We start from the raw sequence: 14,025 nt of genomic DNA, 5'->3' as shown, positions 1-14,025 counted from the left end.
TGGGTTACCTATCTCCAGAGCAGTTTGAAGCTCTGTACAAAAAAAGTATTAGCTAATTGCTCTTATTTAGTGTCCACTTTCTTGACTGAGGTCCATATTTACCACTATTGTTAGGATTTTTGAGGTAGAATGAATGAAATGAAGCCGTTAGAGTGGATGCCTTACGAGACCATTCTAAAAAACTTTAAGGAGGATTCCAGTGAATTCGAAACAGATTGTAATCGGAATTGACGGTGGCGGGACGCATACGCGCGTCATGGTCAGTGACCTTGATGGAAACGTGCTCTCTTACATAGAGCGGGGCTCCGCTTCCATTTACAAAGATGAGCAGGCTACTCAAAATGTACATGAAGCGATCGCCGAAGCGCTGCAAATGGCTGACAGATCATGCGAGCATGCACAAGCTCTTGTAGCTGGTATCGCCGGATACGACGATCCTTCCGATCTGGAATGGATTGCTCCTTTAACGGAGCTCCCCGGACTTACATGTCCGAAATGGCATGTGAATGATGCCGTATCCGCGCATTCCGGTGCATTAATGACAAAACCCGGCATCGTTGTTATTGCGGGAACCGGCTCTATTATTACAGGCATCACAGAGGATGGACAATATATTCGTAACTATGATTTTCACCATTACGCAGCTAGCGCTGCAAGATATATATCGTATGATGCCGTATACGAGACGCTTGCGGGACATACAAACGAAACGGACAGTAAGCTTATACGACTTATGCTGGAGCATTGGAACGTATCATCGATTAACGAATTTACCGCAGCAGCCAAACGGGGATTTACCGAAGATCGAAGAGAACGGGATAAACAATTTGGCGAATTTGCTCCTTTTCTTACGGAAGCGGCGGAGCATGGAAGTTCAGTTGCCGTGCGGGTATGTAATCGGGCGATTGACCAGATGAAGGTCGGTATTGAGCTTATTGCCTCCTCCTTCACAAGCGATGAGGTCGCGGTTACATTCATCGGCAGTGTCGTCAATAGTCCTTATTTCTACCAGGCATTAAGCGGGCAGCTTACCGCCGCCGGGAGCAACAAGCGCTATGCTGTTGTAAAGCCTCAGTTCGCACCGGTTACAGGTTCCGTATTATTAGCGCTGAAAAACCTAAGCATCCCCATTAATGAAGCTATTATCAATAATCTGCGTATAACTGCTCACTCCCTAAATAACAAATAAGGAACTATGATGGGCTCATAGCTCCTGATGAATCCTATGCTTATGATTGCCTAGCTGGGGACTCCTTAACTCAATAACATCACCGAATTGACAAGATAACGGGTTAGCTGGAGTCCCTGTCAAAATAATATCGCCCTTACGTAACGTAGCCATGCTTGAGATATGCGAGACTAGCCAATGTGCCGAAAAAAGCATTTCCGACGTATTATCCTTCTGAATGAGGGAGCCATTCACCCACATTTCCAAATCAACATTGCATGGGTCCTCTATATCTGTCATAGAACCAATGGGTGTCAGCTGATCAAACATTTTGAAGCGGCCGGTGTCAAAATGCGCGCTTGCCGTAATATCGTTGACAATAGCGTATCCGGCAACGATAGACGGTACCTCCTGCTCTGAAACATTTTTGGCTTCTTGACCGATGATGACCGCCATCTCCACCTCGCAAATAAATTCCGTCAAAAGCGGCGATAAATAAATATCCCGCTCAGCCGTTAAACTTTCGGGCGACTTAAAAAATAAGAAAGGATCGTCCGTATGGGTAATCTTTCTCGGCTCGGAAGGCTTTAAAATTCGGACCGACACCGATGATTTTACGCGTTTGCCGCATGTAGTATTGAATATCCATACCCATTTCACCTCCACTTTGCTGCCAGGCTCTAGCCCTTCATCAAAAACTCGTTGCCGTCCTCATCCTTAAACTGGACGAACGTGCCCCATTGCATTTGCTTCGGCTCATCGACAAAAACAACGCCGTTGGCCTTCATTTGCTCGTACGTCGCCAGCACGTCGGCACATTCAAACACTACGGAGGCTTTCATGCTCTCGTGTCCCTGCATCATCGATTTCGGATAAAGGACAAGGCGGGTTTGCGCTTGAGGAGGCGCTACCTCGAGCCAATAAGCGCCAGGCCCCATCGGATGCTCGGCGACAACTTCGAAGCCTGCCTTGCTTGTCCAGAACTGCTTCGCCTTTTGCTGGTCTTCGACATATACTCCGACAGTTGCTACATTTTTGATCACATTTATCGTCTCCTTCGGTGTTTCATATGCCCATATTACCAGAAAGCATCAATGATCATCTTGTAAAAAAACGACATCATGATTCGGGTCCGATGCCCGTTTCATTTTATCCAGCATCCATTTCTTGTATTCAAACGGAGTGAGGCCCAAGCATTAAATAATTGTAAGTATTGACCTTCTCCCAACGGAAAGCTTTACGATAAAGTTCATTCCAAACTAATAAGGAGGAAACAACCATGCCGGATCATTCCGCCATTTATGAGAAAGAAGCGGATCGTTATCATCAATTAATATCGAAGCAGCCGGATCTAATGGAGTGTATCGATGAGCTGCGGCCAATCAGCGGGTTGGAAGTTGTAGACCTTGGAGCAGGTTCGGGGAGGCTGACAGCCGTACTTGCAGCAAAAGCAAAATCTGTTATTGCGCTCGATGCGTCAGATGCCATGCTGCAACTTACTGCGAGGAGATTAAGCCAAGCCGGTCATACCAACTGGACAACACATGTGGCGGATCATCGAAAGCTGCCGCTGGAGGATAATAGCGCGGATTTAGTCGTTTCGGGCTGGAGCATTTGTTATTTAGGCAGCGATGATATTCCAGGCTGGGAACAAAACATTAAAGAAGTCATGAGAGAAATCAAACGAGTGCTTCGCGCTAACGGTACCGTTATTATTTTCGAAACGATGGGTACAGGCTTTGAAACGCCGACACCGCCTGATTTCCTTAAGCCATACTACGCTGCATTGGAGCAGGAATACGGCTTCTCGTACAAATGGATTCGTACGGACTACCAATTCGACAGTGTGGAGCAAGGCGAGCAGCTCACCCGTTTTTTCTTCAGTGATGATCTGGCAGACAAAGTGGCTGAGCAGAAGCTCATTCATCTGCCCGAATGCGCCGGCGTTTGGTGGCTGCAGCTGTAAACGCAACGTTTAGGACAACATCACCCTACGGCTTTCTATATATCCGAATAGTGACCTAACTGGAAAACCTCCCGCTAATTGTGCATTTTGATCGATTTCATCACCATATAAATGGAAAACATCCCGTTAATTTAATGAGATTCGGTCCATTATTATAAAAACCGCTGATTTAGAGGGAGGTTTTCCATTTAGCAGAATTCCTCATGATTTCGAAGACAAATAAACGGGAGGATTTCCCTCTAATAATGCTTTGTTATTAGTGATTGCCGATTTTCATTATTGCGGCGGTCTCCGACATGGATTAAAATAGCCCTCCCAGTCTCTTTAGAGGCTGTGGAGGGCTATTTGTTCTTATTTAAAATTAGAATCTTCTTGCTCCTGCGCCAAGGGACTGTTCTGCAATTTGAATTAAAGTTCTTGTGATGTTTCCACCAATAGTACCTGCATCGCGAGTAGTCATATTCCCATTGTAACCATCTGGAGACCATTGAATTCCAAACTGTTGTGCTACTTCGTATTTCATTTGGTCAAGTGCTGCCTGTGCCTGCGGAACAACTAAACTTCTTCTGCTCATATATGTTCACTCCTTAGTTGGATGTGAAGTTATTTTGTGGAATGTTTTGATATTTATACATCAACTTTTGGAGAAATTTCGAAAATTTTTATTATACTAGCACCATCCACACCCACAGTATGGATATGTGTATAAAACAGCCCAAAATAACAAAACATTCATGCGATTTTCTATCCGAAATACAAAAAAAGATATCCACATGGGGATAAGCAGATTGTCCCGCTTCCGTAGCCGCTATCTATTCGCCTTATGAACCTTCAGCTGCTTGCCCTTAATCGTCGTATTCTTTATGATGTTCAGCACATGCGGCCCTTTTCCGTTCAAAATTTCAACGTACGAGACGTTATCCTGTATCGTAATAATGCCGATATCGTCCGCGGTTACACCTTCCAGCTTAGCGATTGTCCCGACAAAATCGACTGCGCGGAGCTTCTTCTTCTTGCCGCCGTTAAAATACAGCTTCATGATTTGTTTATTTAATTGCTCGCGCTTATCTTTTTTGAGGACCGGTCCCACGTTGATCTTTTGCTCAAATTCGTCTCTCCGTTCTTCAACATCCTCTGCGGACGGGGCGGATGCTCTAGGGATCGCGAACCCGATATACGCTTCAATATCAGCTAACCGTCTGCCGTCATGAGGTGTTACGAACGTAATGGCTTTCCCCGCGTTGCCAGCCCGGCCCGTTCGGCCGGTACGATGTACGTAGCTCTCCTTCTCTAACGGAATATCATAGTTGATCACATGCGTTATATTCGTAATGTCAATGCCTCGAGCGGCTACATCCGTCGCCACTAGATAGCGGAATTGCCCTCTCCGAAAAGCATTCATCACTTCAAACCGCTCATCCTGCTCCATGCCCCCGTGAATGCGGTCACAAGGATATTCGAGCTCGGCTAACTGCCTGAACACCTGATCGACATGCTCCTGCGTCCTACAGAAGATGATGCAGCTATCCGGGTTTTCAATGATGGTCACATCCTGAAGCAAAGCAAACTTATTCGCTTCCTTCACTTCAATAAGAGAATGTTCGATTGCAGCGGTCGTGAGACCGGCAGCCTTAATCTCGATATGTACAGGCTCGTCCATATACTTACGGGATAAGTTAGCGACATCTTCTGGGAACGTAGCGGAAAATAGCATCGTCACTCGCTCGCTCGGAAGCTGTTGAATAATCGCCTGCACTTGCTCAATAAAGCCCATATTGAGCATTTCATCCGCTTCATCGATTACAACGAACTGTATACGCTGCAGAGCCAGCGTCCCTTTCTCTATATGATCCAGCACACGGCCGGGCGTACCAACCACGATATGGGTTCTTTGCTTTAGCTCTGCCTTCTGGATGTGGAAAGGATGCTTGCCATATACAGCAGTCGCTTTGATCCTTTTGAATCGTCCAATATTGGTAATGTCCTCATTCACTTGAACGGCAAGCTCTCTGGTCGGTGTAAGGATTAACGCTTGCGGCTTATTCTCGTTCCAATCCACCAATTCGCATAACGGGATACCATAGGCTGCGGTTTTGCCGCTGCCGGTTTGCGATTTTACGACAAGATCCTTCTTCTCAAGAGCAACAGGTATGACCTCGCGTTGAACCTCGGTTGGCGTTTCATAGGCAAGGCTTTCCAATGCTCTTACGATTTCATCACTTAATGCATAATCTTTAAAAGTCTTTTCACTCATTTATAAACCTCTTCTGCGTCATATTCGTTTATTTATTGATAAACGTTTCCCCGATACTTTAATCGTATACACCAACCATTATACCTGATATTGGATATCCTCAGCTTAGATTGTAACATTATCCACAGGGGGATATAATCATAAGCATTATGATGAATAGAAAAGAGAAAATAAAAGTTATCTTAAAGCTTGCCGTCCCAACGATGATTGAGAACTTTTTATTGACTATGGTTGGATTCGTAGACACTCTCTTCGTATCCAAAATCGGGCTGCACGAGGTTACGGCAGTAGGGATGGTCAATGCCATCATCGCGGTTTATATTGCGGTATTCACCGCTCTCGGCATCGGCACCTCATCGCTTATAGCCCGATCCGTGGGAGCAGGTGAAATCGGTAAAGCGAAAGCAATTGCCAAGCAATCAACCTGGGTTTCCGCCGCAGCAGGACTTTTAATCGGAATGATTACGCTTATTTTTGCCGAGCCGCTGCTGCTTCTCATGGGTACAGAACCGGATATTTTAGCTGATGCTGTTATTTACTTTCAAATTTCGGCCGTTCCTTCCCTGTTTCTCTCGCTGATGACCATTTTCGGGAGTGTGTTGCGTTCTGCAGGGGATAGCCGATCACCAATGATGGTCGGTATCTGGATCAATGTAATCCATATCGGCTTGGATTACATACTGATCTTTGGCGCGGGAGAGTGGGGCGGCTGGGGAATTGCCGGTGCGGCATGGGCAACCACTATTTCTAGAATGATAGGAGCTGCCGCATTGTTCGGATACATAAGCAGGTCTGAGCTGTCTTTTTCCTTGCGTAGAGGCCGTTCCTCTAGCGAATATGTTGTCCCGCTGCTCAAAATCTCAAGCCCTGCGGCTGCCGAACGGCTTATCATGCGGCTTGGACAATTGTTCTACATGGGTCTCATCATTAAAATCGGCACCGACGTCTATGCCGCCCATCTGATTGGCGGAAATATCATTTCTCTCTCCTATCTTCCCGGTTACGGGCTCGGCGTTGCTGCTACCACGCTGGTCGGCCAGCATTTCGGCGCTAACCGGAAACGCGATGCTTATGAGTATGGCGTGTTAACCGCATGGATTGCTGCCGTATTCATGACTACCGTCGGCATTATATTTTTTATATTCTCTCCTATAGCAGCTACTTGGTTCACTGACGACCAAGCAATCGTCGGCATGGTCCGGACGGCTCTTGGGATTGATGCTTTTGCCCAGCCTTTTCTAGCGGTCAGTCTGGTTCTTGCGGGAGCTTTGCAAGGCATAGGGGATACCAAAAGCCCCATGTACAGCACGGCCGTCGGCATTTGGCTCGTCCGCACCACTTTTGTGTATGTGCTGGGCCTGAAGCTCGGAATGGGCATCGCGGGCGTGTGGCTGGCCAATGCCATTGACTTAACGCTTCGTTCTATATATTTAAGCTGGAGATTCAAGAAACAGTTGAAATAGGGTATTCGCTCCTTTCCTCTAGTCCTGTAACTCTCCAAGAACGGTACTACAAAAAGTGAGTACTAGTTGCCTTTTGTACGGGTTATTATAATACAGACATACCTATACGAAAGGCAAGTGAGTGCAATGCTCCGTTTAAATGTTACCCGAGTCGGCTTTCTGATGGGCGTCTCCCTGCTGCTCGCAGCCATTATTTATTTCTTTGCCGCCAACTGGAACGGACTTGGGCGCGCCGACAAAATTCTCGCTTCCGCAGGAATTGTCGTTCTATTCTATGGCGTGTCCTATGCATTTTCCAAAATGAAAATCATGCTCGGCCATCATTCGTTTCTTTCTGCCATCTTTCTCGTGGGGGGCTGCATCTCCTTTGGCGCCGCGGTTGCTCTGCTTAATCAAACCTATAACTCGCACGCGGATAACTATGAGCTATTTCTCGTATGGTCAATCCCGGCACTGCTGCTCGCCTGGATTACCCGATATAATCCGTTCTATCTATTGGCCTATGCACTAGTACATCTAACATTATGGTTATACTTCTTTCCATCATCGATGTATTTCGCTCATAGCGATGAGCGGATCATGCTCATTGGCGGCATGTTCGCTTTACTTAATCTCCTTCTATTCTTCCTCACGGAAACGAATCGTTTAATGTCGATACCGCTGAAGATTGTAAGCTTTATCATTTTCCATGTTGCCTTGCTCGTCTTATCAAACTCATTCGAGTATGAGGACTACGGCGTTTGGATGAATATCCCGATCGTTGCCGCCCTTGCCATCGGATTTTATTATTTTACTCATGTACGTCTGAACAAAACGATGCTCACTCTCAATGCGCTTGCCGCATCCGCCTTTGCCGTAGTTAAGTTTATCGAGCTTGCATCAAGGCATGCTTCAACTTTATTCTTCGTATTTGGACTCGTTTTCGTTGCTCTATTGCTGACGGGAAACGTGCTGTTCTTTCGTTACCTGAACAAGCTTGGCACTGAATCCGCTACTGAGGAAGAGGCTGCCCATGAGCACCAAGGCAAACAGAAGAGCGTTATTGTGGGCAAAATCGTATCCACCATCGTCACGGTAATCGGCGTTTTGATCGGAAGCATCTCTTTAACCGGCTTAGTGTTCATGGCTTCGGGGGATATCGAGCCCCAGCATACGCTGTACGCCTTATCGCTCTTGTTCGTCATTCCCGTAATTTTGCTGCCTCGCGTAAATGCGGTTATTCGTTACACGGTGCTCACGATCGGATACGCGGCAGGGATGATCTCTATTGTATGGATAGACATGGTTAGCTTGTCTCTATTGTTCCTGATCTTAACGGTCGCCGGTTGGTTTCGTTTAAAAGGCCGAGCGCAGCATTTTTTTACGTATGCGCTTTTTAATCTGAACATCGCGATTATTTTGTTCCAGCTGTTCGAATCGGTACGTAATGCCGAGTCATTCATTCTATTTATATTGGGGGCGCTGAATGCTGTCATCTATGCCTCACACTTCCTGCTGCGGGAAAGTTTGATGAGACAGTATGTAAGGGAAAACGGTCTGTTTTTCACCTTGCTGTTCCTGTTATGGTTAACGTTCTTGGATGATTTTTTCCCTTATTCCTATGAAGCGTTTAACTTGCTCAACTTTATCTTTGTAACCATTCTGGTGTTTGTGTTCGTTCGCCGCAACCAAGCGCTGGAGGCCGCCATTAGCTTAGTATTCTGGTTCATCTTCATAGCCTTCAAATATTATGATTTGCTGTGGACACTATTGCACAAGTCGATTACCCTCGCCCTTCTGGGCATGATTGCTATAGCGGTCACATATGTCTATGCCTATCGAACAGGCGCGAGTGAATCTGACAAAACGATCAAGCAATATGGTCTGATGCGCAAAAGACCTCTTTTAATTGCAATCGTAGTCGTGCTGCAGCTGGGTTATGTCGGGTATCATGCAGCCGCAAGCGAATCCTTACTTTCAAACGGAACATCGATCAAGCTTGAGATTGAACCGCTCGATCCGAGATCCTTATTGCAAGGCGATTATGTGACCCTTAATTACAGTATTTCCACTCCGCCAGACTCCATTGCAAATGAGTTGGAATCACGACGGAGCTTGAGCAAGATTAAGGTCGTGCTTCGTCCGGATCAGAGAGGGGTATACATCTTTGATCGCCTGTACAAGAACGGAGAAGCACTAACCGATAAAGAGATTGTCATCAATGGAAAGTTAAGCGGTTGGAACTCCATCTACTACGGCATTGAGACCTACTTTGTCCCTGAGGGCACCGGAACCGAAGTTGAACGTAATGCACGCTTTGCTTATATAAAAGTTAGCGAAGACGGAGATGCGCTGCTGGAACGATTGAGTAACGAATAACAGCGAGAACTTGTATGCACATTCAGCCAATAGGGAATCATATAGCGCGGAGGTGTATATCTTATGCCAAACATCAATTCAAATAATAATTCAAACTTCGATGAAATTTATAACCAATACCGCCAAGAGGGTCAACAACGAGCAGCTCAAGAAATTAGAACGGAGCCGGGTAAAGAACAAATTGTAGCGGTTCGAAAAAATGAAGACGGCGACATCATTGCGATTAAAACGGAATCCGGTAGAGAACTCGATTATGTAACTGCTTTAAACGAAGCGAAAAGTGGAAAATTGGCGCATGTGGATGTATTCCACAAATACGGTCGCGATATCCTTCGCAGTGAACCGGACGGATATGACGGGAACAATTTAGATAACCTTCCCGCTTTTTGATTTTGATTCATATTCAATGTAGAAATCCCGTCGTGAGTAAAAGAAGAGAGTTCTCAGTGTGAGGCTCTCTTTTTTCTTCGGGCTTATACTTGCAAAACCAGTTTGCCGACAGTGTTTTTTGTTCCAAAAGTGTAAGAGCTTCTGCCGCTTTTTCCAGAGGATACACGCCGTGAATCTCAGCATGAATCTCTTTTCTTGCCAGCATGCTTAACGCTTCCCGCGCCGCTTTCCCGGTCTCTGCAGGATTACTTTCGGCGTATCCGCCTAATGTAAAACCAGCGGAACGAAGAACGAGAGCAATAAAACAGCGGCAGGACTTTACTTTCAAGTCCAAGCTGCCGCTGTTCTGATATTTTCTCAATTAGCGAGCTTGCCCAGCTCAGGATACTCTTCCAAATAACCGTTTCTGTAGAGCTCGGATAATGCTTTTCGAATGCTGTGCTCGTCCTCTCCAGACTGATCGGAGAGCATAAGCAGCTCGGCAATCGTAATCTCCTTATGCTCCTTGCAATAGGTGAGTAGTCCTTTGGCGGCCCAAGATAAGCGGTCGTCCTGGAACTCCCCGATCATTTTGCGGAACAATTTATGAGGGATGAGCTGTTGATCCACTAGCGATTGCATCGCTTTAACGGCCTGCTTAGGCGTCATCCGGCCTTTACCGGCTACCTCGGATAGCGTTAGAGAAGCAGAATCTGCGGTGCATGAGCTTAACACTATATAGATCATCTGTGAATAAATATCTAAGCCAGGCTTAAAAAATATTTCGGTGGATACGGTAAAATTGCGTATGCTGCTTGGTGATGTTTCAGTTGTCATATTAATACACTCCCTTCCGATTGTTCTCTACAATCATAAAGGTTCGAATATAGGGTTTCAATTAAGGCTTTATTAAAAATTTATAAGAAATCCTCGCCTTGGATCATTGGATGAAATCGGTATTTCCCCAGGTCGATCCGCCCGTCTTTAGTCGTTTCAATGCCTTCATTGTTTAAGTAGAGTATCTGCATAAACCGGGATTCCTCGTCCTGAAGCGCAATTTCCCCTTTGGCATTCACCACTCTGTGCCAAGGAAGGTTGTGAATGCCGCTTAAAGAATGCAAAATCCTCACGACCTGCCTCGCCCCTCTCGGGCTTCCAGCCAGCTCTGCAATTTGCCCGTAGGTCATCACATAGCCCTCAGGTATTTGCTTGATAATATCAATAACCCTCCGCGTAAACGGCTGCATCCGGTTCCTCCTTTCACTGCCGTTTTAGAGAGATTCGGCTAACGTGATTTTGTTTTTTCCGTTTTTCTTCGATGTATATAGAGCCTTATCTGCCTGTTGGTACAACTCTTCAAACGTCATGCCGTTGCTCTTCGTATAAGCGATTCCACCGCTTACTGTGACGGTAATTTCCTTCTCCTCATTCAACCTCACTTTGCTGTTTTCTATCGTTTCCCGCAATCGTTCGGCAATCGCTTGACTCTCTTCTTCGCTTTTATCTAATAAAAATACTGCAAATTCTTCGCCGCCCACTCTTCCCGCAATTCCTTGACCAGCATAAACTTGCTTCACTATGCTCGAAAATTCAATCAGCACCTGATCTCCCGCTAAATGACCGTGCTCATCGTTAACCTGCTTAAAATCATCGATATCCAGAAGCAGCAGCGAGGTAGCAGCGCTTGTATCATTTAGCTGCTCCCGGACTTTGTCCACGAAGTGTCTGCGATTGTATGCACCCGTTAACCCGTCAATAGTCGCTTGAGCAAACAGCTTTTGTTCCGTTAATCTGGCATCAATGGCTTCCTGGATTTTATGGTCCATCGCTTTCTTCAAACGGTTGAACACATATACGACGGCTATGAGACTGGACATAAAGAGCAGTAAAACAAAGCTATGAATTAACATGGTCGTTGTAAATTGGTTGTATGCCGCTTCTCCTATTTCCAGCTTTTCTACGGAGCTGAGCTTTGCTGCAATGTATACCCCGTTCAGTGTAAATACGCAAGAACATACAATGGTCATAAACCAACGATCAAGATACATACAAAATAGCGTTGCCAATGGAAAAACAAACGTAAATGTAACCGAAGTCGTTGACGTCAGCAATGTAAACAAGTACATGATAAAGAAGCCGCTAAAGGCTGCGTATCTCACGCACCGGGTTAACGGATTTTTTAGGAAGAATACAGTTCCCAGCGCAACAGAAAAAAAACCAACCGATAAGATCGGGAGTACGAAGCTGAGGGCACGGGTTCCTTTAAAATATTCAATCATAAAACCCGCGGATAGGATGAAGATCATCACCCAACAAATGATAACCACAATAAAATTTACAGCGCTTTCATAATGAAAAGCCTTCTGCTGGTTTATCTCTCATGCACCTCTTCGTGGAGTCTGTTATAGCTATATGGTATAAGGAAATACATGACTTGTCACTATTAATCGAAGTACCGCCATATGATTATGCAACACTCGATATAACAAAACACCACCAGGCATCATCAAGTGATGTTCGGTAGTGTTTTGTATTATTAAGTATTACCGAGTATTACTTAGTCTTACCGAAACATGCAGATGATCCTTCACTAAATCCACGCCTCAATATCATCATCGTCGATCTCTTCTTCTGTGGGCGGTTCCGGCTCAAGCTCGGGCTGCCGCCCGGGCTGCTGATCATCCCGACTTCCCGTTGTATCCTCCACAGCTGCCGCCGATTCATGATTCCCTACAGCGTGGGGAACGTATGCGATTTCTTGCGGCATCGCCGCAGAACCTTGCAATACGCTCCTTTCGACCGGGACAAACACCTGCAAATTTCGCACGCCGTTCTGAACAATCTCTCTTTCGATTAGATAACGAAGAGAATCCATGAGATTGGTTTGTGAATTAAGCCATTGCATCACTAACGGATCCTCTGTTTTTTTCGTTTTCAAACTAATATTATCACCGGGCTGCTTTGTCTTTTTCATTCGAATCACCTACCGGAATTCCTTAGATTGCGCGAAAGCATGCTCTCTTAAGCAGGCTGTACCGCTTTATTTTTAAGAGCCTCGTAAATTTTGCCGCGCACAAAGGCATCCAGTCCCATCGCATTTAATTGCACCGCATAGTCAGCCGGTATATACAACAGCTGCATTTCCCGCTCAGCGCATAATTCCTTCAGCTGCGGATATAATACCGAACGCATAAGGATACTTCCTCCTCCGTATACGCAGATCAGGTCAATTTCATTGCGGGCTTTTGTAAGCTGGCGCTTCACGTTTTGAATAATTTGCCTCACTTGGCTCTCGAGCGGCCTTTTCAACGTCTTGAGCGCCCGGGCGTAATATTTGTGCTTAGGATTTTTAATGACGTCGCTGAAAAATTGCCGTGGACTGTCAGGCAAGTGAATCAGGCGATTAAATTCATCCAGTGCTTCCTCGATTGCATATCCCGCTCCATGATGGCTGCCATGCACAAATTGCCGCAAAAATTTATTGCCTTCCGTAATGGGATACTCAGTTGAGCCGTCCCCGATATCGACATGGAGAATTCGTTTCTCCTTAAAATAACTGCCGTTGAATTTCTTCTCGATGCCATAGGACTCAAGGAATTCCTTAAAGATTTCCCCTTCTCTCCAATTACCGTCGCCGTCCTTCTGAAGCGTGAAAATGACGGGTGTCGCTTCCGGCACCACTTTTGCATATGGAAACACGATTTTCACTGCCACACGCAAAATACCTAAATGAACCGTCACATGATGGGAGCCCGTTGTAAACCGTTTCTCGAACTTCGCCGACGTTTCGTCCGTATGCTGCGTGACCGGCAGAGCAGTCGCCATATCTACTTCCACATCGATGTGATCCGGTATCTTCTTCTCTTCCTCGTATGCCTTCTGTACAGCAATAGCCGCAATTTGAGCCAATGTATTTATAACCGGTAAATCCATATCGCTCTTCAAATCGATTCCGATCTGCAGGTTATCTAAAATTTCTCCGCTTTCAAGAGCAAATTTGCCGACATAATACATGCCTGGCCTTGCTGCCGGCGAATCGATCGTTACGACCAATTGGTCCTGAAGGTTTTTGATAAAGCTTTCCGGTGACTGCTCTTCGCTCCATGGGAGCTCGTCCACCGTACAATTGACATTCGGCTGCTGGATCAATTTACCGTCAATAATCAGGTCGTGTTCACTGTTTCCGTTATCGTTGCCTACAAAAAAATGAAAATTCATAATAGCCTTCCTCCTCAAAAGTTTTGTGGGGTTCAAAACTTGCTTCGTAAGCTTATGCTTAAGTTTTGTGGGGTGCAAAACTTGCTTCGTTAGCATAAGCACATTAAAAATGTAACTCTTAGTATTACTTTGCCATACGAAGTGTTAGCCTGCATCCCGCTACAGACCCAGAATTGGGTTAATGTTTTCTCATAAACATGTCGGAATATGCTAGTAAGAATCTTTCAAA

Annotated in this window: 15 protein-coding genes; 5 read left to right on the top strand and 10 right to left on the bottom strand. The window is 45.7% G+C overall.

Annotation, left to right across the window (positions count from 1 at the left end):
- The first annotated feature begins 199 nt into the window (after window positions 1-199).
- A complete protein-coding gene (locus DFP97_RS21635; RefSeq protein WP_245976502.1) occupies window positions 200-1,189 on the top strand; it encodes a BadF/BadG/BcrA/BcrD ATPase family protein in 990 nt (329 codons plus the stop codon).
- A 15-nt stretch (window positions 1,190-1,204) separates the two neighbouring features.
- Here the strand turns inward: DFP97_RS21635 and DFP97_RS21630 are convergent, their stop codons facing one another.
- Window positions 1,205-1,834 (bottom strand): fumarylacetoacetate hydrolase family protein, encoded by a 630-nt coding sequence (locus tag DFP97_RS21630; RefSeq protein WP_245976501.1) that lies wholly within the window; start codon window positions 1,832-1,834, stop codon window positions 1,205-1,207.
- 14 nt (window positions 1,835-1,848) lie between these two features.
- Complete coding sequence (locus tag DFP97_RS21625; RefSeq protein ID WP_114382263.1) at window positions 1,849-2,211, bottom strand: VOC family protein; 363 nt, start codon at window positions 2,209-2,211, stop codon at window positions 1,849-1,851.
- Window positions 2,212-2,447: 236 nt separating this feature from the next.
- Between DFP97_RS21625 and DFP97_RS21620 the strand changes: the two genes are divergently transcribed.
- Complete coding sequence (locus DFP97_RS21620; RefSeq protein WP_114382262.1) at window positions 2,448-3,134, top strand: class I SAM-dependent methyltransferase; 687 nt, start codon at window positions 2,448-2,450, stop codon at window positions 3,132-3,134.
- 361 nt (window positions 3,135-3,495) lie between these two features.
- Here DFP97_RS21620 and DFP97_RS21615 read toward each other — a convergent pair whose 3' ends face one another.
- Entirely contained in the window at window positions 3,496-3,708 is a 213-nt protein-coding gene (locus DFP97_RS21615; protein ID WP_114382261.1) for an alpha/beta-type small acid-soluble spore protein, read from the bottom strand.
- 234 nt (window positions 3,709-3,942) lie between these two features.
- Window positions 3,943-5,388 carry a DEAD/DEAH box helicase gene (locus tag DFP97_RS21610; RefSeq protein ID WP_114382260.1) on the bottom strand — a complete coding sequence of 482 codons (1,446 nt, stop codon included), beginning with the start codon at window positions 5,386-5,388 and terminating at the stop codon, window positions 3,943-3,945.
- A 149-nt stretch (window positions 5,389-5,537) separates the two neighbouring features.
- Between DFP97_RS21610 and DFP97_RS21605 the strand changes: the two genes are divergently transcribed.
- From DFP97_RS21605 to DFP97_RS21595, 3 genes are all read left to right on the top strand, one after another.
- Window positions 5,538-6,851 (top strand): MATE family efflux transporter, encoded by a 1,314-nt coding sequence (locus DFP97_RS21605; RefSeq protein ID WP_342773300.1) that lies wholly within the window; start codon window positions 5,538-5,540, stop codon window positions 6,849-6,851.
- A gap of 126 nt (window positions 6,852-6,977) precedes the next feature.
- Window positions 6,978-9,209 (top strand): GDYXXLXY domain-containing protein, encoded by a 2,232-nt coding sequence (locus tag DFP97_RS21600; protein ID WP_181873618.1) that lies wholly within the window; start codon window positions 6,978-6,980, stop codon window positions 9,207-9,209.
- Between the two features lie 63 nt (window positions 9,210-9,272).
- The gene (locus DFP97_RS21595) at window positions 9,273-9,599 is read left to right on the top strand and encodes a DUF3892 domain-containing protein (RefSeq protein ID WP_114382259.1); all 327 of its coding nucleotides are present in this window, start codon (window positions 9,273-9,275) and stop codon (window positions 9,597-9,599) included.
- Window positions 9,600-9,612: 13 nt separating this feature from the next.
- On the opposite strand, the gene DFP97_RS31670 is transcribed toward DFP97_RS21595, so the two are convergent.
- The 6 genes from DFP97_RS31670 to DFP97_RS21565 form a co-directional block, all read right to left on the bottom strand.
- Window positions 9,613-9,927, bottom strand: a complete 315-nt coding sequence (locus DFP97_RS31670; RefSeq protein WP_245976499.1) for a hypothetical protein — start codon at window positions 9,925-9,927, stop codon at window positions 9,613-9,615.
- Between the two features lie 29 nt (window positions 9,928-9,956).
- Window positions 9,957-10,415, bottom strand: coding sequence for a hypothetical protein (locus DFP97_RS21585; protein WP_114382258.1), 459 nt, complete (start codon window positions 10,413-10,415; stop codon window positions 9,957-9,959).
- 80 nt (window positions 10,416-10,495) lie between these two features.
- Window positions 10,496-10,825: an MGMT family protein gene (locus DFP97_RS21580; protein WP_114382257.1), complete on the bottom strand. Its 330-nt coding sequence runs from the start codon at window positions 10,823-10,825 to the stop codon at window positions 10,496-10,498.
- A gap of 24 nt (window positions 10,826-10,849) precedes the next feature.
- Window positions 10,850-11,857: a GGDEF domain-containing protein gene (locus DFP97_RS21575; protein WP_181873617.1), complete on the bottom strand. Its 1,008-nt coding sequence runs from the start codon at window positions 11,855-11,857 to the stop codon at window positions 10,850-10,852.
- Window positions 11,858-12,168: 311 nt separating this feature from the next.
- Complete coding sequence (locus tag DFP97_RS21570) at window positions 12,169-12,552, bottom strand: hypothetical protein (protein WP_114382255.1); 384 nt, start codon at window positions 12,550-12,552, stop codon at window positions 12,169-12,171.
- 47 nt (window positions 12,553-12,599) lie between these two features.
- Window positions 12,600-13,796, bottom strand: coding sequence for a ParM/StbA family protein (locus DFP97_RS21565; protein WP_114382254.1), 1,197 nt, complete (start codon window positions 13,794-13,796; stop codon window positions 12,600-12,602).
- Window positions 13,797-14,025: the final 229 nt, after the last annotated feature.

Source organism: Paenibacillus prosopidis (assembly GCF_003337375.1).
GTDB lineage: Bacteria > Bacillota > Bacilli > Paenibacillales > Paenibacillaceae > Pristimantibacillus > Pristimantibacillus prosopidis.
The sequence above is the reverse complement of the archived record's forward strand: the minus strand, read 5'-3'. Positions and strand labels throughout refer to the sequence as shown.

Coding starts and splice junctions, on each gene's coding strand:
- DFP97_RS21620 (WP_114382262.1), top strand. CDS start 2,448: ATGCCGGATCATTCCGCCATTTATGAGAAAGAAGCGGATCGTTATCAT.
- DFP97_RS21615 (WP_114382261.1), bottom strand. CDS start 3,708: ATGAGCAGAAGAAGTTTAGTTGTTCCGCAGGCACAGGCAGCACTTGAC.
- DFP97_RS21610 (WP_114382260.1), bottom strand. CDS start 5,388: ATGAGTGAAAAGACTTTTAAAGATTATGCATTAAGTGATGAAATCGTA.
- DFP97_RS21605 (WP_342773300.1), top strand. CDS start 5,538: ATGATGAATAGAAAAGAGAAAATAAAAGTTATCTTAAAGCTTGCCGTC.
- DFP97_RS21600 (WP_181873618.1), top strand. CDS start 6,978: ATGCTCCGTTTAAATGTTACCCGAGTCGGCTTTCTGATGGGCGTCTCC.
- DFP97_RS21595 (WP_114382259.1), top strand. CDS start 9,273: ATGCCAAACATCAATTCAAATAATAATTCAAACTTCGATGAAATTTAT.
- DFP97_RS21585 (WP_114382258.1), bottom strand. CDS start 10,415: ATGACAACTGAAACATCACCAAGCAGCATACGCAATTTTACCGTATCC.
- DFP97_RS21580 (WP_114382257.1), bottom strand. CDS start 10,825: ATGCAGCCGTTTACGCGGAGGGTTATTGATATTATCAAGCAAATACCT.
- DFP97_RS21575 (WP_181873617.1), bottom strand. CDS start 11,857: ATGATTGAATATTTTAAAGGAACCCGTGCCCTCAGCTTCGTACTCCCG.
- DFP97_RS21570 (WP_114382255.1), bottom strand. CDS start 12,552: ATGAAAAAGACAAAGCAGCCCGGTGATAATATTAGTTTGAAAACGAAA.
- DFP97_RS21565 (WP_114382254.1), bottom strand. CDS start 13,796: ATGAATTTTCATTTTTTTGTAGGCAACGATAACGGAAACAGTGAACAC.